The sequence below is a fragment of the Nonomuraea sp. NPDC051941 genome (assembly GCF_044593615.1).
Genome location: NZ_JBIUCF010000039.1, coordinates 92,922 through 118,628, shown reverse-complemented (window position 1 = coordinate 118,628; position 25,707 = coordinate 92,922). Strand labels below are relative to the sequence as shown.

Genomic DNA, 25,707 nt, shown 5'->3' with positions numbered 1-25,707 from the left:
TGTTGCGGAAAGCGCGTTTGGTTGCATATACCGCAACAACGGAGGTGGCTATGACGGGCCCGAGCGTGGTCATCATCGGCGCGGGCGTGGTCGGCGCGGCCTTGGCCGACGAGCTGTCCGCCCGAGGCTGGACCGACGTCACCGTCGTCGACCAGGGGGACGTGCCCGCCACCGGCGGCTCCTCCTCGCACGCCCCCGGCCTGGTCTTCCAGGTCAACGGGTCGAAGACGATGACCGAGATGGCCCGCTACACCGCGGAGAAGTTCGTCGAGCTCGACAGCTTCCTGCAGGTCGGCGGGCTCGAGGTGGCCACCAGCCCGCAGCGGCTGGCCGAACTGCACCGCAGGCACGGCTGGGCGGTCGCGTGGGGGCTCGAGGCCCACCTGCTCACGCCGCAGGAGTGCGCCGCCAAGCACTCGCTGCTGGACGAGGCCAAGGTGCTCGGCGGGCTCTACGTCCCGACGGACGGGCTGGCCAAGGCGGTCAAGGCGGTGGACGCCCAGCTGGCCAGGGCCCGGGAGCGCGGCGTGCGGGTGCTGCCCCGGCACGAGGTGCTCGACATCAGGACCCAGGACGGCAAGGTGTGCGCGGTGGTGACCGACCACGGCGACCTGCCCGCCCAGGTGGTCGTGTGCTGCGCCGGGATCTGGGGCCCGAAGGTGGCCCGCATGGCCGGCATGGAGCTGCCGCTCACCCCGCTGGCCCACCAGCTCGCCTGGACCGGGCAGGTGCCGGGGCTGGCCGGCCAGACCGAGGAGGCCACCCGGCCGATCCTCCGCCACCAGGACGCCGACCTGTACTACCGCGAGCGCTTCGACACGCTCGGCATCGGCTACTACGGCCACCGGCCGATGCCGATCACCGCCGACGAGATCCTCGCGGTGGACGAGGCGGAGGTGATGCCGTCGGTGCTCACCTTCACCCCCGACGACTTCGCCAAGGCCTGGGAGGAGACCCAGGCGCTGCTGCCCGACACGCAGAAGGCGGAGGTCGAGTCCGGCATCAACGGGCTGTTCTCCTTCACCACCGACCACCTGCCGCTGATGGGGCAGTCCCAGGACGTCGAGGGCTTCTGGGTGGCCGAGGCGGTCTGGGTCACCCACTCCGCGGGCGTCGGCCGGGCGATGGCCGAGTGGCTGGTCGACGGCCACTGCTCCTCGTTCGACCTGCACGAGTGCGACGTCAACCGGTTCGAGCCGCACCAGCTGGCGCCGGACTACGTGCGCGATCGCGGCTGCCAGAACTACGTCGAGGTCTACGACATCATCCACCCGCTGCAGCCGATGGAGCACCCGCGCCCGCTGCGGCTGAGCCCCTTCCACCCGCGCCAGCAGGACCTGGGCGCCGTCTTCCTGGAGGCCTCCGGGTGGGAGCGCCCGCAGTGGTACGGCGCCAACGCGCCGCTGCTCGACGGGCGCGACCTCCCCACGCCCGGCCCGTGGGCCGCGCAGTACTGGTCGCCGATCGTCGGCGCCGAGGCGCAGGCCACCCGCGAGGCGGTCGCGCTGTACGACATGAGCGCGCTCAAGCGGCTGGAGGTCAGCGGCCCCGGCGCGCTGGCGTTCCTGCAGCGGATCACCACCGGCGACGTCTACAAGTCGGTCGGCTCGGTGACGTACTGCCTGCTGCTCGACACCGACGGCGGCATCCGCAGCGACGTCACCGTGGCCCGGCTCGGCCCCGACCGCTTCCAGGTGGGCGCCAACGGCAACCTGGACCTGGACTGGCTGGAGCGGCGCCGCCCGGCCGACGTGTTCATCCGCGACGTCACCGCCGGCACCTGCTGCCTGGGCGTGTGGGGCCCGAGGGCCCGCGACCTGGTCCAGCCGCTGACCGGCATCGACCTGACCGCGCTGAAGTACTTCCGCGGCGCCCGCGGCTTCATCGGCAACGTGCCCGTCACCATGCTGCGCCTGTCCTACGTCGGCGAGCTCGGCTGGGAGATCTACACCACCTCCGACATGGGGCTCAAGCTCTGGGACACGCTCTGGTCCGCGGGGCAGGAGCACGGCGTGCTGGCCGGCGGCCGCGGGGCCTTCACCAGCCTGCGCCTGGAGAAGGGCTACCGCTCCTTCGGCACCGACATGACCTTCGAGCACGACCCGTACGAGGCCGGCCTCGGCTTCGCCGTCAAGCTGGACAAGGGCGACTTCGTCGGCCGCCGGGCGCTGCTGGAGCGCAAGGAGTCGGTCCGCAGGAAGCTCACCTGCCTGCTGACCGACGAGGTGGTCATGGGCAAGGAGCCGGTCTACGACGGCGACCGGGCCGTCGGCTACGTCACCAGCGCCGCCTACGGCTACACCGTCGGCCGCGGCATCGCCTACGCCTGGCTGCCCGCCTCGCTCGCGAGCCCCGGCCAGGCCCTGCACATCGGCTACTTCGACCAGCGCGTCCCGGCCGTCGTGGCCGAGGAGCCGCTCTTCGACCCGGCGATGACCCGGCTGCGCGGTTAGGGAAAGGACCTCATATGATCGACACCCCGCTGGACGTGGTGGACCCCGAGGTCCACGCCCTGATCGGCGCCGAGCTCGCCAGGCAGCGCTCGACGCTGGAGATGATCGCCTCGGAGAACTTCGCGCCCGCCGCCGTGATGGCGGCCCAGGGCTCGGTGCTCACCAACAAGTACGCTGAGGGCTACCCGGGCCGGCGCTACTACGGCGGCTGCGAGCACGTGGACGTGATCGAGCAGCTCGCCATCGACCGGATCAAGGCGCTGTTCGGCGCCGAGGCGGCCAACGTGCAGCCGCACTCGGGAGCCCAGGCCAACGCCGCGGCGATGGCCGCGCTGCTGGAGCCCGGCGACACCATCCTCGGCCTCGACCTGGCCCACGGCGGCCACCTGACGCACGGGATGCGCATCAACTTCTCCGGCCGCCTGTACAACGTGGTCGCCTACCACGTGCGCGAGAGCGACCACCTGGTGGACATGGACGAGGTCGAGCGCCTGGCCCGCGAACACCGCCCCAGGCTCATCATCGCCGGCTGGTCGGCCTACCCGCGGCAGCTGGACTTCGCGGCCTTCCGCCGGATCGCCGACGAGGTGGGCGCGTACCTGATGGTGGACATGGCGCACTTCGCCGGGCTGGTGGCCGCCGGGCTGCACCCCTCCCCCGTGCCGCACGCGCACATCACCACCACGACCACGCACAAGACGCTCGGCGGCCCGCGCGGCGGGGTGATCCTGTCCACGGAGGAGCTCGCCAAGAAGATCAACTCCTCGGTCTTCCCCGGCCAGCAGGGCGGCCCGCTGGAGCACGTGATCGCGGCCAAGGCGGTCTCCTTCAAGATCGCCGCTGAGGAGGCGTTCAGGGAGCGGCAGCGCCGTACGCTGGAGGGCGCCCGCATCCTGGCCGACCGGCTGCTGGCGCCCGACGCGGGGGCCGCGGGCGTGAAGGTGCTGACCGGCGGCACCGACGTGCACCTGGTCCTGGTCGACCTGCGCGGGTCCGCGCTGGACGGCAAGCAGGCCGAGGACCGGCTGCACGCGGCCGGGATCACGGTCAACCGCAACGCCGTGCCGTTCGACCCGCGACCGCCCATGGTCACCTCGGGCCTGCGGATCGGCACCCCGGCGCTGGCCACGCGCGGCTTCGAGGCGGCCGACTTCGCGGAGGTCTCCGACATCATCGCCACCGCGCTGACACCGGAGGCCGACCTGTCGTACCTGCGCGACCGCGTCGAGGTCCTGGCCGGCAAGCACCCGCTGTACGGAGAGGCGCGATGAACCTGCCCGAGCACCCCGAGTGGTTGTGGGGCGCCGCCGAGCCCAGGCGCTCCTACGACGTCGTCATCGTCGGAGCCGGCGGGCACGGCCTGGCCACCGCCTACTACCTGGCCAAGAACCACGGCATCACCGACATCGCGGTCCTGGAGCGGGGGTGGCTGGCCGGCGGGAACATGGCCCGCAACACCACGATCATCCGCTCCAACTACCTGTGGGACGAGAGCGCGGGCATCTACGAGCACGCGCTCAAGCTGTGGGAGGGCCTGGAGGAGGAGCTCGGCTACGACCTGCTGTTCAGCCAGCGCGGCGTGCTCAACCTCGCGCATAGCCTTCAGGACGTGCGCGACAGCGTGCGCCGCGTCGAGGCCAACCGGCTCAACGGCGTCGACGCCGAGTGGCTGGACCCCGAGCAGGTCCGCGAGGTGTGCCCGATCGTGGACATCTCGCCCGGCGTGCGCTACCCGGTGCTCGGCGGCACCTTCCAGCCCCGCGCCGGCATCGCCAAGCACGACCACGTGGCCTGGGGGTACGCCCGCGCCGCGGCGGCCCTCGGCGTGGACTTCATCGAGCACTGCGAGGTCACCGGCCTGCAGGTGAGCGACGGCCGGGTCACCGGCGTGGAGACCACCCGGGGCCCGATCTCGGCCGGCCGGGTCGCGCTGTGCGCGGCGGGCCACACCTCGGTCGTGGCCAAGACCGCGGGGATCGACCTGCCGCTGCAGAGCCACCCGCTCCAGGCGCTGGTCTCCGAGCTGCTCGAACCCGTGCACCCGACCGTCGTCATGTCCAACGCCGTGCACGTCTACGTCAGCCAGGCGCACAAGGGCGAGCTGGTCATGGGCGCCGGCATCGACGCGGCCAACTCCTACCGGCAGCGCGGCGCCTTCCACATCATCGAGCGGCAGATGGCCGCCGCGCTGGAGCTGTTCCCGATCTTCGCCCGCGCGCACGTGCTGCGCACCTGGGGCGGCGTGGTGGACGTCTCGCCCGACGCCTCGCCGATCGTCGGCCTGACCCCGGTCCGGAACCTCTACCTCAACTGCGGCTGGGGCACCGGCGGCTTCAAGGCGACGCCCGGCGTGGGCTGGTGCTTCGCGCACACCGTGGCCAACGACGAGCCGCACCCGCTCAACGCCCCCTTCTCCCTTGACCGATTCACCACCGGGGCGCTCGTGGACGAGCACGGCGCCGCCGCGGTCGCGCACTGAGGAACGGCCGATGCTGCAGATCCCATGCCCCTGGTGCGGCCCTCGCGACGAGGCCGAGTTCCACTACGGCGGGCAGGCCCACGTCGCCTACCCCGCCGACCCGGCCGCGCTGTCGGACGAGGAGTGGGCGCGCTACCTGTTCTTCCGCGACAACCCCAAGGGCCCCTTCGCCGAGCGGTGGAGCCATGCGGCCGGCTGCCGCCGCTGGTTCAACCTGGTCCGCGACACCGCCACCAACAAGATCCTGGAGGCCCGATGAGGCTGTCCACCGGCGGGCTGATCGACCGCGGCGGCACGTTGCGCTTCCGCTTCGACGGCCGCGAGCTGACCGGCCATCCCGGCGACACCCTGGCCTCCGCGCTGCTGGCCAACGGCGTGCGCCAGGCCGCGACCAGCGTCAAGCTGGGCCGCCCGCGCGGCATCTTCGCCGCGGGCAGCGAGGAGCCCAACGCGGTCGTCCAGATCGAGCGGCCCTTCCCCGAGCCGATGCGGCCGGCCACCACGGTCGAGCTGTACGACGGGCTCGTGGCGAGCAGCCTGCCCGGCCGGGGCCGCCTGGCGGCCGAGCCCGACCCGGCCCGTTACGACGCCGTGCACGCCCACTGCGACGTGCTGGTGGTCGGCGCCGGCCCGGCGGGGCTGGCCGCCGCCAGGGCCGCGGCCGTGGACGGCGCCCGGGTGATCCTGGCCGACGAGCAGCCCCGTCCGGGCGGCAGCCTGCTGGGCACCACCGAGGACATTCCGGGCAGCCCGGCCGGGCAAGGCGGCCACGAGTGGGCGGCGGCGGTGGCGGCCGGCCTGGAGCGCCTGCCGGACGTCACGGTGCTGCGCCGCACCACGGTCTTCGGCTACTACGACGACAACTACCTCATGGCCGTCGAGCGCCGCACGGAGCACCTCGGCGCCGCCGCCCCCGCCCACGTGGCCAGGGAGCGGATCTGGCGCATCCGGGCGGGCCGGGTCGTGCTGGCCACCGGCGCGCACGAGCGGCCCATCGCCTTCGCGGGCAACGACCTGCCCGGCGTGATGCTGGCCGGGGCCGCGCGCACGTACGCCGTCAGGTACGGCGTGCTGCCCGGGCGCCGGGCCGTGGTCTTCACCACGAACGACAGCGCCTACGCAGCCGCCTTCGACCTGGCGGACGCCGGCCTGGAGGTGGCCGCGATCGTGGACGTGCGCCCCTCCCCCGGGCCGCTGGCCGAGGCCCGGCGGCGCGGCATCGAGGTGCTGGCCGGGCAGGCGGTCGAGGCCGCCAGGGGCGCGGGCGAGGTCTCCTCCGTCGTGGCCGGCGGGACCGAGATCGAGGCCGACCTGGTGCTGGTGTCCGGCGGGTGGAACCCGGTGGTGCACCTGTTCAGCCAGGCGGGCGGGACGCTGCGCTACGACGAGGACCTGGCCGCGCTGGTGCCCGGCATCTCGCGGCAGAAGGTCCGCGTGGCCGGGGCTGCCAGGGGCGTGTTCACGCTGGAAGGCTGCCTTGCCGACGGTGCCGGGGACGGCGGGCCAGTGCCCCTGGGGCCCGGGGGGACGCCGTACTGGCTGGTCCCCGCGGACGACCTCGGCGGGCACTTCGTGGACCTGCAGCGGGACGTCACCGCGGCCGACGTGCTGCGCGCCACCGGCGCGGGGCTGCGCTCGGTCGAGCACGTCAAGCGCTACACCACCGCCGGGACCGCGCACGACCAGGGCAAGACGTCGGGGCTGCTGACCTCGGCCGTGGTGGCCCACGCGCTGGGCGTGCCGGTGGGCGAGGTCGGGATCACCTCCTACCGGGCGCCGTACACGCCGGTGAGCTTCGCGGCGCTGGCCGGGCGCGACCGCGGGGCGCTGCACGACCCCGTCCGGGTGACGGCGCTGCACGAGTGGCACGCCGCGCACGGGGCGCTGTTCGAGAACGTCGGGCAGTGGCAGCGGCCCTGGTACTACCCGCGCGCGGGCGAAACCATGGAGGCGGCCGTGCTGCGCGAGTGCCGGGCCGCGCGCGAGAGCGTGGCGGCGATGGACGCCTCCACGCTCGGCAAGATCGACGTGATCGGCCCGGACGCGGGCGAGTTCCTCGACAGGCTCTACACCAACCTGATGAGCTCGCTGGCCGTCGGCTCGATCCGGTACGGCGTGATGTGCCGGGCCGACGGCATGGTCTTCGACGACGGCACCGTCATCCGCCTGGCCGCCGACCACTTCCTGGTCACCACCACGACCGGCAACGCCGCCGCGGTGCTGGACTGGATGGAGGAGTGGCTGCAGACCGAGTGGCCGTCGTTGCGGGTGCACCTCACCTCGGTGACCGAGCAGTGGGCGACGGTCGCGCTGGTCGGGCCGCGTTCGCGCGAGGTGCTCGCGGCGCTGGCGCCCGAGCTGGCGGTCTCGGCGGCCGACTTCCCGTTCATGACCTGGCGCGAGGCCGAGGTGGCCGGGATCCCCGCCCGGGTGTGCCGCATCAGCTTCTCCGGCGAGCTGGCCTACGAGATCAACGTGACCTCCTGGGACGGGCTCCGCCTGTGGACCGCGATCATGTCCGATGGCCGCGTCACCCCGTACGGCACGGAGACCATGCACGTGCTGCGGGCCGAGAAGGGCTACCCGATCGTCGGCCAGGACACCGACGGCACCGTCACGCCGCAGGATCTGGGCATGTCCTGGGTGGTGTCGAAGAAGAAGCCCGACTTCGTGGGCAAACGCTCCCACGCCAGGGCCGACAGCTCGCGTCCCGACCGCAAGCAGCTCGTCGGGCTGCTGCCGGACGACCACGGCTTCCTGCTGCCGGAGGGCGCCCACCTGGTGGCCTCCGCCGAGCTGCCCGAGCCGCCGGTGCCCATGCTGGGGCACGTCACCTCCAGCTACCGCAGCGCGGCGCTCGGCCGTACGTTCGCGCTGGCCCTGCTCAAGGGCGGGCAGTCGCGCCACGGCGAGCGGCTCTACGCGCCCGTGGGCGACGCCATGGTGCCGGTGACCGTCACGTCTCACGTCCTGTACGACCCCGAAGGAGCGCGTCGCGATGGTTGAGCGCAGGAGTCCGGCCGGGGCGTTCGCCGGCCGTTTCGAGGCGGCCTCGCGCGGCGGGGCGCTGACGCTGCGGGAGATCCCCTTCCTCACCCACGTCAACGTGCGGGTGCCCCCCGGGACCGACCTCGGCGTCCCGCTGCCGGTCGAGCCGAACACCGCGGTGACCTCCGGCGAGGTCACCGCGGCCTGGCTGGGGCCGGACGAGTGGCTGGTGATCGCGCCGCCCGGATACCGGCCCGAGCTGCTGCGCAAGGAGCTCGGCGAGCGGCACGGCTCGATCGTGGACGTCTCGGCGCAGCGCACCACGCTGTTCGTCGGCGGGCCCAGGGCCCGCGACCTGCTCGCCCACGGCTGCGCGCTCGACCTGCATCCGCGCGCGTTCGGGCCGGGGCGGTGCGCGCAGACCATGCTGGCGCGGGCGCAGGTCGTGCTCGTGCCCCGGGAGGACGGGTTCCTGGTGCTGGTGCGCTCGTCCTTCGCCGCCTACCTGGCGGAGTGGCTGCTGGACGCGGCGGCGGAGTACGTGACGTGAGCATCGGGGTCTTCGACCTGTTCAAGATCGGCATCGGGCCGTCCAGTTCGCACACGGGCGGGCCGATGGCGGCCGCGCACAGGTTCGTCCGGGGGCTGCGCCAGGACGGGCTGCTGGAGTCCGTCGCCCGGGTCGAGGCGATCCTGTACGGCTCGCTCGGGCTGACCGGCAAGGGCCACGGCAGCGACAAGGCCGTGCTGCTCGGCCTGTCCGGCGAGAAGCCGGAGCTGGTCGACGTGGACACCGTCGACGCCCGGCTGCTCGCCATGCGGGAGTCGGGCACCGTGTCGCTCGCCGGCACGCACCCGGTGCCGTTCGTGGTCGGCGAGGACCTGATCTTCGAACGCAGGATCTCGCTGCCCGGGCACCCCAACGGGATGCGCTTCACCGCCTTCGGCGCCGACGGCGGGGTCCTGCGGGAGAAGGTGTACTTCTCGGTCGGCGGCGGCTTCGTCGTCGACGAGACGGCCGCCGGGGCGGACCGCATCAAGGCGGACGACACGGTCCTGCCGTACCCGTTCACGACCGCGGAGGAGCTGCTCAAGCACTGCGCCAACACCGGGCTGTCGATCTCCGGGCTGATGCTGGAGAACGAGAAGGCTTTCGGCCGCACCGAGGCGGAGATTCGCGCGGGCATCCTGGAGCTGTGGCGGGTGATGACCGAGTGCGTCCGCCGCGGGATCGCCTCCGAGGGCGTGCTCCCCGGCGGGCTCCGTGTGCGCCGCCGCGCGCACGGGCTGCACCGGCGCCTGCTGGCGGAGGCGCCGGAGAAGGACCCGCTGCACGCGATGGACTGGGTGTCGCTGTTCGCGCTGGCGGTCAACGAGGAGAACGCCGCCGGGGGCCGCATCGTCACCGCGCCCACCAACGGCGCCGCGGGCATCATCCCGGCGGTGCTCACCTACTACACGCGGTTCGTGCCCGGCGCCGGCGACGACGGGGTGGTGCGCTTCCTGCTGACGGCGGCGGCGATCGGCGTGCTGTTCAAGGAGAACGCCTCGATCTCCGGAGCGGAGGTGGGCTGCCAGGGCGAGGTGGGTTCGGCCTGCTCGATGGCCTCGGCCGGGCTGACCGAGGTGCTGGGCGGCACGCCGGAGCAGGTGGAGAACTCCGCCGAGATCGGCATCGAGCACAATCTGGGGCTGACCTGCGACCCGATCGGCGGCCTGGTCCAGATCCCGTGCATCGAACGCAACGCGGTGGCCTCCGTCAAGGCGATCGCCGCCGCCCGCATCGCCCTGCGCGGCGACGGCCGCCACTTCGTCTCGCTGGACAAGGCCATCAAGACCATGCGTGACACCGGCCGCGACATGCTCGACAAGTACAAGGAGACCTCGCGCGGCGGCCTGGCCGTCAACGTCATCGAGTGCTGACGGAGCCGGCCAGCAGCCGCAGGTTCTCGGCCTGGGCGGAGCCGGGCGGGGCGTGGTAGACGGTCAGGGACTGCTCGGGGTCGTCGGGCAGCCGCAGCGACTCGAAGGAGAGCGTGAGCTCGCCCAGCAGCGGATGGCGCAGGCGCCGGGTGCCGTGGTTGCTCTCCTTCACGTCGTGCCCGGCCCACAGCCGGCGGAACGTCTCGCTCTTCACCGACAGCTCGCCCACGAGCGTCAGCAGCCGCGGATCGTCGGGGTAGCAGCCGGCGTACAGGCGCAGAGCGCCGACCACGTCGGCGGCCTTCGCCTCCCAGTCCGCGAACAGCCGCCGATGGCCGGGCTCCAGGAACACCAGCCGGGCCCAGTTGCGCTCCTGGGGCGGCAGCCGGTCCCAGTCGCCGAACAGGGCCGCCGCCATCGGGTTCCAGCCCAGGATGTCCGAGCGCGGCCCGGTCACGTACGCCGGGACCCCCTCCAGGGAGGCCAGCATCTGCCCGAGCGCGGTCCGCACCTGCTGCAGCGGCGGCGGCCCGTACTTCCCGCGGTCCCGGCACTTGACCAGGCGGGTGAGGTGCTCGTGCTCGGTGTCGCTCAGCCGCAGAGCGCGGGTGATCGCCCCGATCACCTCGCCCGACACGTTGTTGCCCTTGCCCTGCTCCAGCCGCGTGAGGTAGGCGACGGACACGCCGGCGAGCTGGGCCAGCTCCTCGCGGCGCAGCCCCGGCACGCGCCGGTGCCGGCTGAAGACCGGCAGCCCGACGTCCTCCGGCCGCAGCCGCGCCCGCCGGCTGCGCAGGAATTCGCCGATCTCGCTCATAACCCCCGATAGTACGCACCCGACGACGAACGAGGCTGACCCTGCCAGTAGTAGGAACAGCGGTCGTACGCGGAGCAGGGTTCTGGGCGATCCGCCCGGGCTGCGGCAGGCTCGATTCCCCTGACCACCATCTAAAGGGGGATATTTCAATGTTTGTCGCTCAGCGCAACGGCCGTCCTGCGACCGCCGAGGAGCTGGCGCCGCTCGCCTTCGCGGGCTACGCGCATTTCACCGCCATGCAGGTGCGCGGAGGCCGGGTCCGCGGCCTCGACCTTCACCTGGAACGGCTGCGGCGCGCCTCGGTGGAGCTGTTCGGCCGTGCGGTGCCCGACGATCGGGTGCGCTCCTACCTGCGGGCGGCGCTGCGGGCCGGCCCGGCCGACGTCTCGCTGACGGCCACGGTGCATTCACCGGCGGGCGAGTTCACCGTGGCCGAGGGGGAGCCCGAGGTACTGGTCCGTACGGGGCCGGCCGCCTCCGGTCCGGCGGGCCCGCTGACGCTGGCGGCGGTCGAGCACGAACGCTTCCTGCCTGCCGTCAAGCACGTCGGCGAGGTGGCCAAGACGTACGTCCTCCGCCAGGCCGCCGGCCAGGGCTTCGACGACGCCGCCTTCGTCGACCGCCGCGGCCGGCTCAGCGAGGGCTCGATCTGGAACCTGGCCTTCTGGGACGGCACCGCCGTGGTGTGGCCCGTGGGCGAGATGCTGACCGGGACCACGATGGCCGCCGTCCGCCGGCGGCTCGATCGCCTCGGCGTCCCCCAGCGCGCCCAGGAGATCACCCTCGCCGACCTGCCCGCCCTGGCCGGGGCCGTGGTCATGAACTCGTGGACGCCGGGCGTGCCCGTCCACCGGATCGGCTCCGTGCCCCTGCCGGAGGCCGAGCCCTTCGTACGGTTGCTGCACCGCGCCTATCAGGCCGAACCGCCGACCGCCCCCTGATCCGTCCCTTCCGCCCGGATGTCCAGGACCTCCAGGAACGCGGCGGCGGCCGGTGACGGGCGCCCCCTGCTCCAGATCAGGTGCTCCACCCGGGTGGGCGGGTCGCGGAGCTCGACGACGCGCACGCCGGGGAGTTCGGGCGCGAAGGCGGCGGGCATCATGGCGACGCCCAGGCCAAGCCGGACCAGCCGCGCCATGAGGTCGGCGTTCGTGATCTCGAAGGCGACCTCGCGGCTGACGCCGGCGGCGGCGAACGCCTCGTCCGACTGGGCGCGCGCGGCCGTGCCGGCAGGGAAGTCGACGAACACCTCGTCCGACAGCCGGCGCAGATCCACGCCGGCAGCCTCGGCCGGCGGGCCGGCCAGCGGGTGGCCGGGCGCCACCACCGCGACCAGCTCGCCCCGCGCCAGGACGAGCCCCCGGACGCCCTTCGGCCGCACGCTCGGCGGCAGCCCGAGGAAGGCGATGTCCAGGGCGCCCTGCCGGACCTGCTCGGCCAGCTCGTCGCTCGCCCCCACGCGCAGCGTGATCCGTACCTGCGGATGGCGCACGTGAAAGGTCTTCAGCGCGCTCGGCAGGTCGACCGCTGTGACGGTGGGGATGGCGCCGATGGCGAGCCGGCCGCGAAGCTCCCCGGAGGCCGCCGCCACCTCGGCGCGAGCCCGTTCGGCGGCGTCGAGGGCCTGCCGGGCGGCGGGCAGGAACGCCTCGCCGGCGGGGGTCAGCGTGACCCGGCGGCTGGTGCGGTCGAAGAGCCGGGCGCCCAGCTCCCGTTCCAGCCGGGCGATCTGGTGGCTCAGCGCGGACTGGACGACCCGGCAGCGCTCGGCGGCACGGGTGAAGTTCGCCGTCTCCGCCACCGCGACCACATAGCGCATCTGTTGCAGCTCCACGGATCAATCGTGGATCACGATCGCCTGGCGTACAAATATGCGTCGGACTCATTGATCGTCCAGGTCTCCCGCAGGAGACCGGCCCGGCGCGTCAGTAGGTGGCGCGGCCGCCGCTGATGTCGAAGACGGCGCCGGTGGAGAAGCTGACCTTGTCGGAGGCCAGCCAGGCGATCAGTTCGGCGACCTCCTCGGGCCGGCCGACGCGGCCCATCGGGATGAGGCTGGTGATGTGGGCCAGGGCCTCGGGGCCGGTGGTGGCGTTCATCGGGGTGGCGATGACGGCCGGCGCGATGACGTTGGCCAGCACGCCGCTGGTGGCCAGCTCCTTGCCGAGCGACTTGGTCAGCGCGATGACGGCGGCCTTGGAGGCGGAGTACGGCGCCATGTTCGGGTTGCCGTCCTTGCCGGCCATGCTGGCGATGTTGACGATGCGTCCCCAGCCCCGCTCCCGCATGCCCGGGACGAAGGCGCGGCAGGTGTTGAAGGTGCCGTGCACGTTCACCTCGAAGGTGCGCCGCCAGCCGTCCGGCGGGATCTCCCACAGGGGCGCGCTGGGGCCGACGATCCCGGCGGAGTTGACCAGGATGTCGACCGGCCCCACTTCCTCGGCGGCGGCCTGCACGGCGGCGGCGTCGGTGACGTCGAGGACCAGGTCGGCGCCGTCGGCGATGTCGGCGGTGATGATCGAGACGCCTTCCTTCTCCAGCCGGAGGGCGGCGGCCTTGCCCAGGCCGCTGACGCCTCCGGTGATGAGGGCGGTGCGGGAGGAGGTCATGAAGTCCTTTCATTCCAATAGTTGGAACGAAGATTTATTTTATGGAAGTTGCTTGCGAGATTAGCCGATACCCACTTCCCGCAGGAAGCTCTCATTGAGCAGAACTTCCACTTTTCGGAACAGTGGTCTAGCGTTCGGAACATGTTGGTATCTGTGCCCCGCCCCGGGAACCCCGTCCACCACGCCAACGTCAGCGATCGGCGCCCGCAGATCGTGGAGGCCCGGTAGTGCGCGCGCTGGTGCTGACCGGGCCGGGCAAGGCCGAGGTTCAGGAGGTCGAGCCGCCGGTCGCCGCGCCCGGGCAGGTGGTCGTGGACGTCGAGCGGGCCGGGGTGTGCGGCACCGACATGGAGCTGTTCACCGGCGAGATGAGCTACCTGCACACCGGGCGGTCGTGGTACCCGCTGCGCCCCGGCCACGAGTGGTGCGGTCGCGTGACCGACGTGGGCGAAGGCGTGGACGCCGGCTGGCTGGGCCGCCGCGTCACCGGTGACACCATGCTCGGCTGCGGGCACTGCGAGCGCTGCCGCGCCGGCCGCCACCACGTCTGCGCCGAGCTGTCGGAGATCGGCATCAGCCTCGGCCGCTCCGGGGCGCTGGCCGAGCGCCTCGCCGTACCGGCGACGGCGCTGCACGCGCTGCCGGACAGCATGGACCTCACGCTGGGCGCGCTGGTCGAGCCCGGCGGCAACGCGTTGCGCGCCGTCCACGGCGCCGGCCTGCGGCCCGGCGAGCGGCTGCTGATCCTGGGCACGGGCACGATAGGCCTGCTGGCGGCGCTGTTCGCGCGTTCCCAGGGGATCGAGGTCCACCTGCTGGGCCGCGACCTCGACGGGCTGCGCCTGGCACAGTCCCTGGGCTTCACGGGCACCTGGACCCGGCCGTCGCTGCCGGAGCTGCGGTGGGACGCCGTCATCGACGCCTCCAACGCGCCCGAGCTGCCCGCACTCGCGGTCGACCTCGTCGAACCGGCCGGGCGCGTGGTCTACATCGGCCTGGCCGGCACCCCGAGCACCCTCGACACCCGCGCGCTGCTCCTCAAGGACGTCGCCGCCGTCGGCATCCTCGGCGGCTCGGCCGGGCTGGCGGGGACCATCGCCGCCTACGCCGACGGCTCGGTCGACGCCCGCCCGCTCGTGGCCGCCACGGTCGGCCTGGCCGAGACCGCCGACATCCTGACCGGCCACCGCCCCGCCGACGCCGGACCGGGCCCGAAGATCCACATCGATCCGCGACGATGAGCCCGGCGATGCCGCACCTACCGGTCGCTGATCTCAGGACAGCCCGGCGGCTCCACGATCTCGACGCCGATGGGCGCCACGGTCCCCGCCTTCACGTCCGGCGGCGCTCAGGGCAACACCCCTTGACCGATCACGACGACTGGGCGGCCATCAGGTTCACCCCGCCCGGCGGCGCGGCCCAGGCGCGAAAGGTGCCCTACCTCGGCCCGGGAGCGTCCACGACCGAGACGTTCACCTACGCGATCCCCTGCGACACCGCCAACGGGACCGTCCTGACCAACACGGCCACGGCGACCGCCAAGGACACCGGCGGCGGAGCCGAGGCGAACAACACCGCCAAGGCCGAGACCGCCGTGCACGCCCCGAAGCTCACCCTGGCCAAGACCGCGCCGCGGACGGTCAACGCGGGCGAGGCCATGACGATCGACCTGAAGGTCGTCAACGCGGGCAGCGGCACCGCCACCGATGCGACCCTTACCGACACCCTCCCGGCCGAGGTCGCCTACAGCCGGGCCCTCGACCAGGGCACCGGGCCCAAGCCCTCGTCGGTGACCGCCGACCCGGACGGCACGACCACGCTCACCTGGTCGCTCGGCTCGATCGACGGCGGTGCGACCTCCGGTGTGCGGTTCACGGCCCGGCCCAGCCTGCTGTTCGCCGCCGGGGACGAGCTGCCCGACGCCGCCTCGGTCTCGTACCGGAACGGGAACGGGTGCGTCTACGAGCCGGTGACCGCGACGGCCTCGACCACCGTCACCGAGGTGCCGCCCACCCGTGACCCGTGGCCGCAGCTGTCCTGGCAGCTGCACCCCGACCGGCAGAGCGCCGAGCTGCTGGCCCGGATCCAGGCGACCGACTCCCGCTTCGACGGGGCTGACGGCTCGGCCCCGGACGGCGCGCTCTCCCGGGCCGAGGTGAACGCGGTCTTCGGCCTCTCGATCAGGCAGCCGGACCTCCTGCGGGCCCAGCTGCTGACGACCTACCTCAACCTCGCCGACCGGCGGATCAACGCGGCGACCCCGCGGCGGGCCGGGTCTCAGTCCTGGCCGCGCCACCAGGTGACGAGCAGGCCGCCGGCCAGGACCACGGCCGCCACGACGCGGTAACCGGCGCTCATCCCGTACGTGGCCATCACCGTGCCCATGACGGCGACCCCGACCGCGCTGCCGAGCTCGCGGGTGGCGCTGTTGAGCCCGGAGCCGAGCCCGGCCCGCTCGCGCGGCAGCGCCGCCATGATCTCGTGCGAGAGCACCGGCAGGCACACCCCCATGGCCGCCCCCATGACGACCAGGCCGACCGCGTACACCGGGTACGGCATGGCCGCGTCCGCGAACGACAGCAGCGCCAGCCCCGCCACGATCCCCGCCAGCCCGGCCGGTACGGCGGGCCGAGCGGGCAGGCGGCCCGACAGCCGCGACAGGACGATCATGGGGATGACGAGCGGCACGATGGCCACGCCGGTGACCAGCGGCGAGAAGCCCTTGACCTCCTGCAGGAAGCGGGCGTTGACGAAGAACATCGCGAACAGCCCGAAGAACGTCACCGCCACGCCCAGCGTCCCCGCCCGCAGCCGCGGCAGCGCGAACAGCCGGGGGTCGAGCAGCGGCCGCGGCGCGCGGAGCTGGTGCCCGATGAAGACGCAGAACAGCACGGCCGCATGCGCCCGGCCGGCCTCGCGGTGTTCGAGCAGGCCTTGTAGAGATCGTTGCTGGTGAGCTCGGGGGCACCCTTGACCGGCGTGGCGAGCGCCGTACCGGACAGGAGCGCCAGGCCGGCGGCCGTCCCGGCTAATAGACGAATGATCATAAAGGTGGATATTAGGGGGGGGTGAGATCAACAAGGGTCTCCGCTGTGAAGAAGGGCCGGCCTGATGAGCGAGGTCATCCCCCGACTGATCGTGGACGGTGCCGTACCGCTGCAGCCGGCGATCTCCCCTGACGGCCGCCGGGTCGCCTACACGGTCACCACGATCGGGCGAAAGGGAGAGCACCCGAGCGGCGCGATCTGGGTTGCCACGACCGACGGGAGCGCGTCGCCCAGGAAGCTGACCGCCGGTACGGCGAAGGACTTCCTCCCCCTCTGGGCGCCGGACTCGGCCTCGCTCTTCTTCGGGTCGGACCGGATGCGGCGGGGCACCGCCCAGTTGCACCGGATCCCGCTCGACGGCGGGGAGGCCGAGGCCCTGACCGCCTGGGAGGGCGGGATCTCCGGCTACCTGCCGCTCGCCTGCGGCCGGCTGGTCGCGGTGGTGGTCACGGACCGGCCGGCCGGCGAGGACGTCATGGTGTGGGGAGAGCAGGTTCCGTACGGCCGGTTGCGGCTGCTCGACCTGGACACCGGCCGGTCGCGGGCGGTGGACGGGCTCGATGGCAGGCACGTCGTCGAGGTGGCGCAGCGTCCGGACGGGGGCCCGCTGGCCGTGCTCAGCCGGGCCGCCCCGGACCTCGACACCGGCCTCTTCACCGGCGAGCTGCACGTGATCGACCTGGAGACCGGCGACGTCCGGGAGCTCGGCGGGACCGCGCCGGATGCCTCCACTCCGACCTGGTGGAACGCGGACGACGGCTGGCACCTGTGCTATCTGGCGACGACCCCGCCCGGCCCGGTCGGAGGCCGCGCCGTCTTCGACGTCACCGTCCCCGGGACCGGCCCCACGAGCGGCCCCACGAGCGGCCCCGTGGGGGAACATCGCAACCTGACCCTCGGCATGACCGTCTGCCCGTCCGGCCTGGCGCAGGTCGCGGACGGGCCACCGCTGGCACTGTTCGCCGACGGGCTCGACACCGCCGTCCACCGGCTCGATCCCGGCACACCGGGCTTCCGGCAGGTGTCCTCCGTGCGAGGCTTCGCCGGGTTGCTCACCGTGAGCCGGTCGGGCGAGGTCGCCGCCGTGGTGGCGAGCACGTCGTACGAGCCCATGAACGTGCACGCCGGGCCGCCCGCCGGCCCGCTCATCCGGCTCAGCGACACCCGGCCCGAGCTGCGCCGCGTCAGGTGGGGAAGCCAGGAGCGCCTGTCGTACCAGGCGTCCGACGGACTCGATCTCGACGGGTTGCTGCTCCTGCCGCCCGGGAGGACCCGCCGCGACGGCCCGTTCCCGCTCGTCACGCTGGTGCACGGCGGTCCGTACGCCAGGCACGCCGACCAGTTCATGCTCGCCCCGATCCCGTCGGGTCAGTGGCTCGCGACCGCCGGGTACGCGGTCTTCCTGCCCAACCCGCGTGGCGGCCAGGGCCATGGGCACGACTTCGCGGCGGCCGTCGCGGGCGCGGTCGGCATGGAGGAATGGACGGACATCCTCAGCGGCATCGACCTGCTGATCTCCGGCGGCGTCGCCGACCCGGACCGGCTCGGGATCGGCGGATGGAGCCACGGCGGATTCATGGCCGCCTGGGCCGTGGGGCAGACCGGCCGGTTCAAGGCCGCGGTGATGGGCGCCGGCATCAGCGACTGGGGCATGCTCGTCGCGACCGGCGAGGGCGGGACCACAGAGGCGGGGCTCGGCGGCAGCTGCGGCTGGGAGGGTGCCGGCCCGCACCCGCACGACCGGGTCAGCCCCATCTCGTACGCCTCACGGATCCGCACCCCGGTGCTGATCCTGCACGGCGAGGACGACACGAACGTGCCGCTCGGCCAGTCCGTGTACTTCCACCGGGCCCTGCGGCGGTTCGGCGTCGAGCACCAGTTCGTCGTCTATCCCGGGGAAGGGCACTCCATCCAGGACCGCGACCACCAGCTCGACCTGCTCCGGCGCACCCGTGCGTGGTTCGACCGATGACTCGCCGGCTGAGCCACGCGGCGATCACGCGGCGATCACCCGACGGGCGGTGGGGCGGTGCTGCCGCGGACGACGAGCTCCGGCGTCGGGGCCTGGACCGCGCGGGGCTCCGGGCGCTCGGCCATCGTGTGGAGCAGCTCGGTCGCCGTCAGCGTGCCCAGCGCGTACGTGTCTCGGGTCAGGGCGGTGATCGGGGGATGCGGCAGGTGGGTGAGGATGGAGTCGTCGAAGGACACGATGGACACCTCGCCGGGCACCGGCACGGCCATCTCGGTGGCCACCCCGAGCCCCGCGGCGGCCATGACGTCGCTGTCGTAGATGATCGCCGTGCACCGCGGGCTCGCCTCCAGGAGGCGGCGGGTGGCCGAGGCGCCCTGGGTGTCGGAGTAGTCGGTGGCCACGCTGGCGATGTCGATGCCGAGGCTCTCGCGGGCGTCGCCGATGGCCCGCAGGCGGCGGCGCGTGTGCTGGTAGGACGGTATGCCGCTGACGTGGCCGATGAACCGGTGGCCGAGCGCGGCGAGATATTCGAGGATGCGCGTCATCGCCGCGTGGTCGTCGACCCAGACGCTGGTCAGCGGCAGCGTGGCCCCGTGGCCGCCCAGGATGACGGCGGGGACGCGCAGGTCGGCGACGAGCCGGGGCCGGACGTCGTCGACCGTGAGGTCCAGCAGCACGAGCCCGTCGACCCGGTTCTCGGCGGCCCAGCGGCGGTAGACGGCCACCTCCGCCTCGGTGTCCTCGACGATGAGGAGCTGGGTGGCGATCCCCTCGTTGGACAGGCGGGACTGCAGGCCGGACAGGAAGTGGGCGAAGAACGGCTCGACGCCCAGCGTGCGGGCCGGACGGGCGATGACGATGCCGGCCACGTCGTTGTTGGCCCCCTTGAGGGCGCGGGCGGCGCGGTGCGGGCGCCAGTTGAGCTCCTCGGCGACTTCGAGGATGCGCTTGCGCGTGGCGTCGCTGATGCCGGGGCGGGCGTTGAACGCCAGCGACACCGCCGACACCGAGACCCCCGCCAGCCGCGCGATGTCGGTGCTCCTCAGCCGGGCCGGCGCAGTGCCCGCCAGGGACGCGGGAGGCTCGGACGAACCGTCTGAGTCCTGAAGCGGAACCTGGTCGTTCGGCGGCATCGATCCTCCATGGCGGACAACCGTCGTTATGCAAACTTGATGAGCCCCCCGGGTGACCGCAACACCTAAAACGTATTAGTCTGCGGTCGCTTGCTGATCATAACGTACTAAAACGTATTAGGCCGATTGTGATACCTCCGCTACGGAGAGGTACGAGATGCACAACCACCTCAGCCGCACGCTAGAGAGGCTCGCCCGCGTGCGGCGGGAACGGATTCAGCCCCGGCTCCACACCCGGCTGGGCGGTGTCGAGGTCGAGGCCTGGACGGTCCCGGACGACGGCGAGCCGGTGCGCGCCCGCCATGCCCTCGGGCTCGAACCCGACGCCGGCCGGGCCGCCCCCGCCTACCGCCCCTTCCCCCTGGGCGCCGCCTGGGGCGAGGCCTGGTCCACGACCTGGTTCCGGATCCGGGGCACGGTCGACCCGGGGCAGGACGGCCCGATCGACCTGGTGCTGGACCTGGGCTGGTTCGACCACTCCGTGGGCGGTCACTGCGAGGGCCTGGTCTTCATCCCGGACGGGACCATCGTCAAGGGCCTGCACCCCCGCCAGTCCGACATCCGGTTACGAGGTCACGGGGCCGATCTGGTCGGCGCCGACGGCTCGTTCGTGCTGTATGTCGAGGCGGCGGCCAATCCCCTGCTGCTCGGCCTGCCGCCCTTCGTCGTCACCGAGCACGGCGAGAAGGGCGCGCAGGAGCCGTTCGAGCAGTTCAGGCTGCGCCGCGCGGAGATCGCCGCGTTCTCGCCCGAGATCCACGCGCTGTGCTGCGACCTGGACGTGGCCGGCGGCCTGGCCGCCGAGCTGAGCGCGGACGAGCCGCGTCACTGGCGGCTGCTGCGCGCGATCGAGGAGGCCCTGGACGTCTACGACGAGGCGGACGCCGAGGCGAGTGCCGGGCGGGCGCGGGCGATCCTCGCTCCCGTCCTGGCCACGCCCGCGCACGCCAGCGCCCACCGGATCACCGCCGTCGGGCACGCGCACATGGACACGGCGTGGCTGTGGCCGCTGCGCGAGACGGTCCGCAAGCTCGCCCGTACGGTCTCCAACGCGCTCGCCCTCCTCGACGCCGACCCCGGCCTGGTGTACACGATGTCGGCGGCCCAGCACTTCAGCTGGCTCGAAGAGCGCTATCCGGAGCTGTTCGAGCGGCTGCGGCACCATGTCGAGCAGGGCCGGTTCGTGCCCGTCGGCGGCATGTGGGTGGAGGCTGACGGCGTCATCCCCACCGGCGAGTCGATGGTGCGCCAGCTGACCTACGGCAAGCGCTACTTCCTGAGCCGCTTCGGCCGCGAGCCCCGCGAGATGTGGCTGCCCGACTCCTTCGGCTACTCGGGCGCCCTGCCGCAGCTGGCCCGCAGGGCCGGGTCCCGCTGGTTCCTGACGCAGAAGATCTCCTGGAACGACACCACGGTCTTCCCGCACCACTCCTTCTGGTGGGAGGGCATCGACGGCACCCGCGTCTTCACCCACTTCCCGCCCGCGGAGACGTACGCCGCCGAGGTGACCGCCCGCGAGCTCCATCACGCGGTCGCCACGTTCAAGGACAAGGCGATCGCCTCCCATTCGCTGCTCCCGTACGGCTACGGCGACGGAGGCGGCGGCCCCACCCGGGAGATGGCCGAGCGGCTGCGCCGCTTCGCCGACCTGGAGGGGGCGCCACGCGTGATCTCCAGGACCCCGGCGGAGTTCTTCGAGGAGGCCGAGTCCGAGCTGCGGGAGGCCGGGGCGCTGGAGCCGGCCTACCGGGGCGAGCTCTACCTGGAGCTGCATCGGGGCACCCTGACCTCGCAGTCGGCCATGAAGCGGCACAACCGGCGCTGCGAGTCGCTGCTGCGGGCCGCCGAATATCTCAGCGCGGCGGCGAGCGCGCTGCGCGGGGCGCCGTACCCGCGCGAGGACCTCGACGAGATCTGGCGCACCGTGCTGCTGCACCAGTTCCACGACATCCTCCCGGGTACGTCGATCAGCTGGGTGCATCGCGAGGCCCGCGACACCTACCTGGCGATCGAGGAGCGCCTGCACGATCTGATCAAGCGGGCGGGCGCGGCGCTGGGCGACGGGCGGGCCGAGGGCGGGCTGCCCCCGTTCATCACGCCGGCGCGGCCGGGTGCGGCCCCGGTCGTGGTCGGGGTCGAGGTCTCCGACGGCGAGGCCGGCGCCACCGTGCTGGACGACAGCCTGCTGCGGGTCGTGGTGGACGGCGGCGGCCACGTCGTCTCGCTCCTCGACCTGCGCAGTGGCCGGGAGGTCGTCCCGCCCGGCCGCCGCCTCAACGAGCTGCAGCTCTTCCGCGACGAGCCGGTGCGCTGGGACGCCTGGGACGTGGACCGCCACGTGCTGCGCCACCCCCGGGCGCTCGACGACGTCACCAGCCGCAGGGTGGTCCGCAGCGGGCCCGACGCCGGCGTGGAGGTGGTCCGGCGGACCGGCGCGTCCACGGTCACGCTGACCATGTGGCTGCGGGCCGGCACCGGGCGGTTCGAGACCGAGTGCGCCGTGGACTGGCAGGAGCGCGAACGCCTGCTCAAGGTCGCCGTCCCGGTGCGGGTCCTGGCGCGGACCGCGCGCTTCGAAACCCAGTACGGCTACGTCGAACGCCCGCTGCTGACCAACACCGCGACCGAGGAGGCGATGTTCGAGGCCGCGATGCACCGCTACGTGCACGTGGACGACGGCGACTTCGGCCTCGCGATCGTCAACGACACGATGTACGGGGCCGACGCCCGCGCCGACGGCGGCTCCACCGTCGTCCGGCTCTCCCTCCTGCGGGGCGCGCGCTTCCCCGACCCCCGCGCCGACCTCGGCACGCACACCTTCCGATGGGCGGTGCTGCCCGGCGCGGACGTGCCGGCCGCGGTCGAGGCCGCGTACGCGTTCAACGCGCCCGACCTCACCGGCCTGCCCGCGCCGCTGGTCCGGTTGGAGCTCCTCACCGGCCACGCGCTCGTCGACTGGGTGAAGCAGGCCGACGACGGCTCCGGCGACCTGGTCGTACGCGTGTACGAGACGCGGGGCGGACGGGCGAGCGCCCGGCTGAGCTGCCACGAGGAGCTCGGCGCGGGAGCCGTCGTGTGGGAGACCGACCTGCTCGAACGGGAGCTCGGCGCGGACGAGGACCTGCCCGTGGCCCTGGGCCCGGCGGGCGCGCGCCGTCCCGTGGGCGAGGCGCGGCTGGACCTCGGCCCCTTCCAGGTGGCGACCCTGCGGATCGCCACTCATGCATCACTCAAGGAGGATGTCCAATGAGAACACGGACTTGCGTCGCGGCGCTGGCCCTGGGATCGCTGCTGCTGTCCGGGTGCGGTGACGGCGGATCGGCGCCGCAGGCCTCGGGCGGGGCGCTGACGGGATCGATCAAGTTCCAGACGTGGAACCTGAAGAACGAGAAGTTCACGCCGTACTTCACCGAGCTGATCGCGGCCTTCGAGAAGGAGCACCCGGGCACGAAGATCGCCTGGGTGGACCAGCCCGCCGAGGGCTACCAGGACAAGCTGTCGGCCGACGCCGCGGCGGGGGCGCTGCCCGACGTCGTGGACATGGGCCCCGAGGCCGCCTACACGCTGGCCCAGGCCGGGGTCCTGCTCGACCTGAACAAGGCCGACCCCCAGGCCAAGGGCCAGTATCTGGACAAGGCGTGGCAGGCGATGACGTTCAGCGGGCTCGGCGGCGGGACCTACGGCTACCCGTGGTACCTGAACACCGGGCCGGCGTTCTTCAACACCGCGCTGTTCAAGAAGTGCGGTCTCGACCCGGCCAAGCTGCCCGCCACCTACGACGAGCTGTTCGACCAGGCCGAGACCATGGCCAAGAACTGCTCGGACGTGTCGATGATCGCCCGGATGCCCGTCATCGAGATGTTCGGCGAGTACGGCGTGCCCCTCATGGACGCCGCGGGCAAGCAGTTCACCTACAACGACGCCAAGGGCGCGGAGTTCGTCGAGCGCTTCCGCAAGCTGTTCGCCAGCAAGGGCCTGACCCAGGAGGCGCTGAACAACCTGCAGACCAAGGAGGTCGAGGAGTTCAAGGCCGGCCGGCTGGCGTACCTGTCGGGCAGCTCGTACACCCTCAACGACCTGAAGGACACCGCGCCCGAGATCTACAAGACGCTCGGGATCGGGCCGCGGATCAGCAACGCCGCCCCCAACATGTACATCGAGTCGCTCGTCGTGAACGCCGCCGGCAAGAACCAGCCGCTGGCCACGGCCTTCGCCAAGTACGTCACCAACACCGCCAACCAGCTCGCCTTCGCCAAGAAGGCCTCGGTGTTCCCCTCATCGGCCGGGTCGATGGACGACGAGTACTTCACCAAGGACGACGGCGACCCCGCCACGAAGGTGCGCCTGGAGAGCGCCGCCCAGGTGAAGAAGGCGGTCGTGTGGTGGCCCCCGGCGTTCTCCGGCTCGGCCGACGCCGACACGCTGCGCGAGCAGATCGCCCAGTCGCTGCTGGGCAAGAAGACGGTGCAGCAGGCGCTGGACGAGTCGGTCAAGTACTCCAACGAGCGGCTGGCCGCGCACGGATGACCGGCTCCGCCACCCACGACGAGGGCAGCGCGCCGGCGACCCATCGCTGGCGCCTGACCCCGTGGCTGTTCCTGCTGCCGGCGCTGGCCGTCATCGTGGTCCTGGTCCTCGTGCCGTTCCTGAACACGCTGCGCCTGGCGTTCACGGACTCCACCCTGCTCAGGACCGGGGAGTTCACCGGGTGGGACAACTTCCGGCGGATGTTCACCGACGAGCGCTTCGGCACCGCGCTGCTGAACTCCACGCTCTACACGGTGTGCGTGGTGCCGCTCATGGTGGCGCTGCCGCTCGTGCTCGCCTCGCTGCTGAGCGGCGCCGGCCGGCTGATGGGCTTCTTCCGCACCACGATGTACCTGCCGGTGATCATGTCGCCGGTCATCGTCGGGCTGATCTGGACGAACATGCTCGACAAGCGCGGCCTGGTGAACGAGCTGCTCGGCACGCTCAAAGCGGTCGCCGCGCCGGTGCCCTTCCTGACCGACCGGTGGCTGCTGCTGTTCAGCGCGATGTTCGTCACCGTGTGGATGGGCCTGGGCTACTACATGGTCATCTACCTGGCCGCGCTGGCGAACATCGATCAGAGCCTGTACGACGCGGCGGCGATGGACGGCGCGGGCCCGATACGCAGCTTCCTCAGCGTCACCGTCCCGGGCGTGCGTTCCACGATGGGCCTGATCGGCGTGCTGTCCTCGGTGGCGGCCTTCCGGGTGTTCGGCGAGATCTACGTGCTCACCGACGGCACCGGCGGGGTCGGCGGCGGCGATCTCACGATGACCATGCTCATCCAGCGCGAGGGCACCGGCCTGCAGGCACGCACCGGCTACGCGGGCGCGATCAGCCTGGTCATGTTCGTCATCCTCGGCGGGCTGCTGGTCGCGCAGCTCGTCCTGCAACGCAAGCAGAGGTCCTCCTGATGTCCGGTCCGTCCGCGCGACGCCGCATCGCGGCAGGCATGGTCGTGCGCTACCTCATCCTCCTGCTGATGGCCGTGCTGCTCGCGGGTCCCCTGCTGTGGCAGGTCTCGCTGTCGCTCAAGGGAGCCGGCGACGCGCTCTACACGCGGCCGCCCGAGCTGCTTCCCGGCCATCCAACGCTGGGGAACTTCGCGACGGTGCTCGACCGCGTCCCGGTGCCGCACTACCTGCTCAACTCCCTGCTCGTGGCCGCCATGGCCGTCACCGGCAACGTGGTGGGCGCCACCTGCGCCGGGTACGCGCTGGGCAAGCTGCGCTTCCGCGGCCGCGGGGTGGCGGCGGCCATCTGCGTCGCGGCCCTGCTCGTCCCGGCCGAAACCGTGCTGATCTCCCAGTTCCTGCTGGTCAGGGCGGCCGGGCTGGCCAACACCCTGCTGGGGGTCGTCCTGCCGACGATCGTGGCCGCGCTGAACGTCCTGCTCATGCGCAACGCGTTCCGCAACCTGCCGGCCGAGTTCGAGGAGGCGGCCATCGTCGACGGCGCCAACGCCTGGCAGCGGTTCATCCGCGTCTCCGTCCCCCAGGTCAAAGGCGTCATCACGGTCGTGGCGATCTTCGCTTTCGTCGGCTCGTGGAACGACTTCCTGTGGCCGCTCATCGTGCTGTCCGACGAGGACAACTACACCCTCACCGTCGGGCTGAACCGCCTGCGCGGCACCTTCTACGACGATCCGCGCCTCATCGCGGCCGGCACGATCATCGCCCTGGTTCCCATCGTCACGTTCTTCGCCATCTTGCAGCGCTACTTCTTCCGCGGGCTCGAAGCGGGAGGCTTGAAAGGTTGA

Annotated in this window: 20 protein-coding genes; 15 read left to right on the top strand and 5 right to left on the bottom strand. The window is 72.5% G+C overall.

All coding sequences use genetic code 11. The features are described 5' to 3' along the window. Positions 1 to 50 precede the first annotated feature (50 nt). Genes ACIHFD_RS46880 through ACIHFD_RS46850 form a run of 7 tightly spaced genes read left to right on the top strand, consistent with a single transcriptional unit; the run spans position 51 to position 9,843 of the window. Positions 51 to 2,453: an FAD-dependent oxidoreductase gene (locus tag ACIHFD_RS46880; protein ID WP_397372405.1), complete on the top strand. Its 2,403-nt coding sequence runs from the start codon at positions 51 to 53 to the stop codon at positions 2,451 to 2,453. 14 nt (positions 2,454 to 2,467) lie between these two features. Then, positions 2,468 to 3,724 (top strand): serine hydroxymethyltransferase, encoded by a 1,257-nt coding sequence (glyA, locus tag ACIHFD_RS46875; RefSeq protein ID WP_397372404.1) that lies wholly within the window; start codon positions 2,468 to 2,470, stop codon positions 3,722 to 3,724. Further along, positions 3,721 to 4,932 (top strand): sarcosine oxidase subunit beta family protein, encoded by a 1,212-nt coding sequence (locus ACIHFD_RS46870; RefSeq protein ID WP_355198633.1) that lies wholly within the window; start codon positions 3,721 to 3,723, stop codon positions 4,930 to 4,932. The genes glyA and ACIHFD_RS46870 overlap by 4 nt, the downstream gene beginning before the upstream one ends. A gap of 10 nt (positions 4,933 to 4,942) precedes the next feature. Continuing rightward, positions 4,943 to 5,191, top strand: coding sequence for a sarcosine oxidase subunit delta (locus ACIHFD_RS46865; protein WP_397372403.1), 249 nt, complete (start codon positions 4,943 to 4,945; stop codon positions 5,189 to 5,191). Continuing rightward, positions 5,188 to 7,938, top strand: coding sequence for a 2Fe-2S iron-sulfur cluster-binding protein (locus ACIHFD_RS46860; RefSeq protein WP_397372402.1), 2,751 nt, complete (start codon positions 5,188 to 5,190; stop codon positions 7,936 to 7,938). Before ACIHFD_RS46865 ends, ACIHFD_RS46860 begins: the two co-directional genes overlap by 4 nt. Next, the gene (locus tag ACIHFD_RS46855; RefSeq protein WP_397372401.1) at positions 7,931 to 8,470 is read left to right on the top strand and encodes a sarcosine oxidase subunit gamma; all 540 of its coding nucleotides are present in this window, start codon (positions 7,931 to 7,933) and stop codon (positions 8,468 to 8,470) included. The genes ACIHFD_RS46860 and ACIHFD_RS46855 overlap by 8 nt, the downstream gene beginning before the upstream one ends. Beyond that, entirely contained in the window at positions 8,467 to 9,843 is a 1,377-nt protein-coding gene (locus ACIHFD_RS46850) for an L-serine ammonia-lyase (RefSeq protein ID WP_397372400.1), read from the top strand. The genes ACIHFD_RS46855 and ACIHFD_RS46850 overlap by 4 nt, the downstream gene beginning before the upstream one ends. Here the strand turns inward: ACIHFD_RS46850 and ACIHFD_RS46845 are convergent. Continuing rightward, positions 9,830 to 10,660, bottom strand: a complete 831-nt coding sequence (locus ACIHFD_RS46845; RefSeq protein ID WP_397372399.1) for a helix-turn-helix transcriptional regulator — start codon at positions 10,658 to 10,660, stop codon at positions 9,830 to 9,832. The genes ACIHFD_RS46850 and ACIHFD_RS46845 overlap by 14 nt on opposite strands. Before the next feature lie 149 nt (positions 10,661 to 10,809). Between ACIHFD_RS46845 and ACIHFD_RS46840 the strand changes: the two genes are divergently transcribed. Continuing rightward, entirely contained in the window at positions 10,810 to 11,601 is a 792-nt protein-coding gene (locus ACIHFD_RS46840) for an aminotransferase class IV family protein (protein ID WP_397372398.1), read from the top strand. Here the strand turns inward: ACIHFD_RS46840 and ACIHFD_RS46835 are convergent. Continuing rightward, positions 11,574 to 12,494, bottom strand: coding sequence for a LysR family transcriptional regulator (locus tag ACIHFD_RS46835; RefSeq protein ID WP_397372397.1), 921 nt, complete (start codon positions 12,492 to 12,494; stop codon positions 11,574 to 11,576). The two genes, ACIHFD_RS46840 and ACIHFD_RS46835, sit on opposite strands and share 28 nt — an antisense overlap. A 91-nt stretch (positions 12,495 to 12,585) precedes the next feature. After that, positions 12,586 to 13,269: an SDR family NAD(P)-dependent oxidoreductase gene (locus ACIHFD_RS46830; RefSeq protein ID WP_397372396.1), complete on the bottom strand. Its 684-nt coding sequence runs from the start codon at positions 13,267 to 13,269 to the stop codon at positions 12,586 to 12,588. Between the two features lie 227 nt (positions 13,270 to 13,496). Between ACIHFD_RS46830 and ACIHFD_RS46825 the strand changes: the two genes are divergently transcribed. Further along, positions 13,497 to 14,510, top strand: a complete 1,014-nt coding sequence (locus ACIHFD_RS46825; RefSeq protein WP_397372395.1) for a zinc-binding dehydrogenase — start codon at positions 13,497 to 13,499, stop codon at positions 14,508 to 14,510. 122 nt (positions 14,511 to 14,632) lie between these two features. Continuing rightward, positions 14,633 to 15,616, top strand: a complete 984-nt coding sequence (locus ACIHFD_RS46820) for a hypothetical protein (protein WP_397372394.1) — start codon at positions 14,633 to 14,635, stop codon at positions 15,614 to 15,616. Here the strand turns inward: ACIHFD_RS46820 and ACIHFD_RS46815 are convergent. Further along, entirely contained in the window at positions 15,547 to 16,161 is a 615-nt protein-coding gene (locus ACIHFD_RS46815; protein ID WP_397372393.1) for an MFS transporter, read from the bottom strand. The two genes, ACIHFD_RS46820 and ACIHFD_RS46815, sit on opposite strands and share 70 nt — an antisense overlap. A 219-nt stretch (positions 16,162 to 16,380) precedes the next feature. Here ACIHFD_RS46815 and ACIHFD_RS46810 point away from each other — a divergent pair, with 219 nt between their 5' ends. Next, positions 16,381 to 18,288: a prolyl oligopeptidase family serine peptidase gene (locus ACIHFD_RS46810; protein WP_397372392.1), complete on the top strand. Its 1,908-nt coding sequence runs from the start codon at positions 16,381 to 16,383 to the stop codon at positions 18,286 to 18,288. Positions 18,289 to 18,323: 35 nt separating this feature from the next. On the opposite strand, the gene ACIHFD_RS46805 is transcribed toward ACIHFD_RS46810, so the two are convergent. After that, positions 18,324 to 19,421 (bottom strand): LacI family DNA-binding transcriptional regulator, encoded by a 1,098-nt coding sequence (locus tag ACIHFD_RS46805; protein ID WP_397372391.1) that lies wholly within the window; start codon positions 19,419 to 19,421, stop codon positions 18,324 to 18,326. Positions 19,422 to 19,620: 199 nt separating this feature from the next. Between ACIHFD_RS46805 and ACIHFD_RS46800 the strand changes: the two genes are divergently transcribed. The 4 genes from ACIHFD_RS46800 to ACIHFD_RS46785 are packed head-to-tail and all read left to right on the top strand — an operon-like array spanning position 19,621 to position 25,707. Continuing rightward, positions 19,621 to 22,671: an alpha-mannosidase gene (locus tag ACIHFD_RS46800; protein ID WP_397372390.1), complete on the top strand. Its 3,051-nt coding sequence runs from the start codon at positions 19,621 to 19,623 to the stop codon at positions 22,669 to 22,671. Then, the gene (locus ACIHFD_RS46795; protein WP_397372389.1) at positions 22,668 to 23,948 is read left to right on the top strand and encodes an extracellular solute-binding protein; all 1,281 of its coding nucleotides are present in this window, start codon (positions 22,668 to 22,670) and stop codon (positions 23,946 to 23,948) included. Before ACIHFD_RS46800 ends, ACIHFD_RS46795 begins: the two co-directional genes overlap by 4 nt. Continuing rightward, positions 23,945 to 24,862 carry a sugar ABC transporter permease gene (locus ACIHFD_RS46790; RefSeq protein WP_355198688.1) on the top strand — a complete coding sequence of 306 codons (918 nt, stop codon included), beginning with the start codon at positions 23,945 to 23,947 and terminating at the stop codon, positions 24,860 to 24,862. Before ACIHFD_RS46795 ends, ACIHFD_RS46790 begins: the two co-directional genes overlap by 4 nt. Beyond that, a complete protein-coding gene (locus tag ACIHFD_RS46785) occupies positions 24,862 to 25,707 on the top strand; it encodes a carbohydrate ABC transporter permease (protein WP_355198690.1) in 846 nt (281 codons plus the stop codon). Before ACIHFD_RS46790 ends, ACIHFD_RS46785 begins: the two co-directional genes overlap by 1 nt.